General features: G+C 61.4%; 1 pseudogene. It reads left to right on the forward strand.

The features are described from left to right. A pseudogene (locus AC0ZT5_RS35120) lies at positions 1–767 on the forward strand (hypothetical protein); the annotation flags it as partial.

Consider the following 767-nt stretch of genomic DNA (forward strand, 5'->3'; position numbering starts at 1 on the left):
AGCAAGTGGCCGGAAGCGGCGGCTTGTCGCGAGGCTACAGCCACGATCGCTGGTGAGATGCTTCGCCGTTCCGACCAACTCTCTGAGTTTACTCCGCAGGAACTTTCGAACCTGGTGAACGGCTTCAGCAAGTGGCCGCAAGCGGCAGAGTGCCGCCACGCCGCAACCGTTGTCGGCGGCGAGTTGCTTCGTCGCGGCCGACTCTCTGATTTCAGCAGTCAGGATCTTGCGACCCTGGTGAATGGCATGAGCAAGTGGCCGCAAGAGGAGAACACGCGTCACGCCGCGCTCACGATCGCCGGTGAGGTTAGTCGCCGCGTTGACGAGCTCTCTGGTTTTAATCCGCAGAAACTTTCGAACCTGGTGAACGGCTTCAGCAAGTGGCCGGAAGCGGTGGCGTGTCGCGAGACAATAGGCATGATCGCCAGTGAGGTCTGCCGCCGCGCCGGCCGGCTCTCTGGTTTTAATCCGCAGGACATGGGGAACTTGGTGAACGGCTTCAGCAAGTGGCCGGAAGCGGCGGCTTGTCGCGAAGCTACAGCCACGATCGCCGGTGAGGTGCTTCGCCGTGCCGACCAACTCTCTGAATTTACTCCGCAGAACCTGGCTAACCTGGCAAACGGCTTCAGCAAGTGGCCGGAACAGGCGGGTTGTCGCGAGGCCACAGCCACGATCGCCGGTGAGGTGCTTCGCCGTGCCGACCAACTCTCTGAATTTACTCCGCAGACCCTGGCTAACCTGGCAAACGGCTTCAGCAAGTGGCCGGA

It is taken from the genome of Mesorhizobium sp. CNPSo 4670 (genome assembly GCF_057784235.1).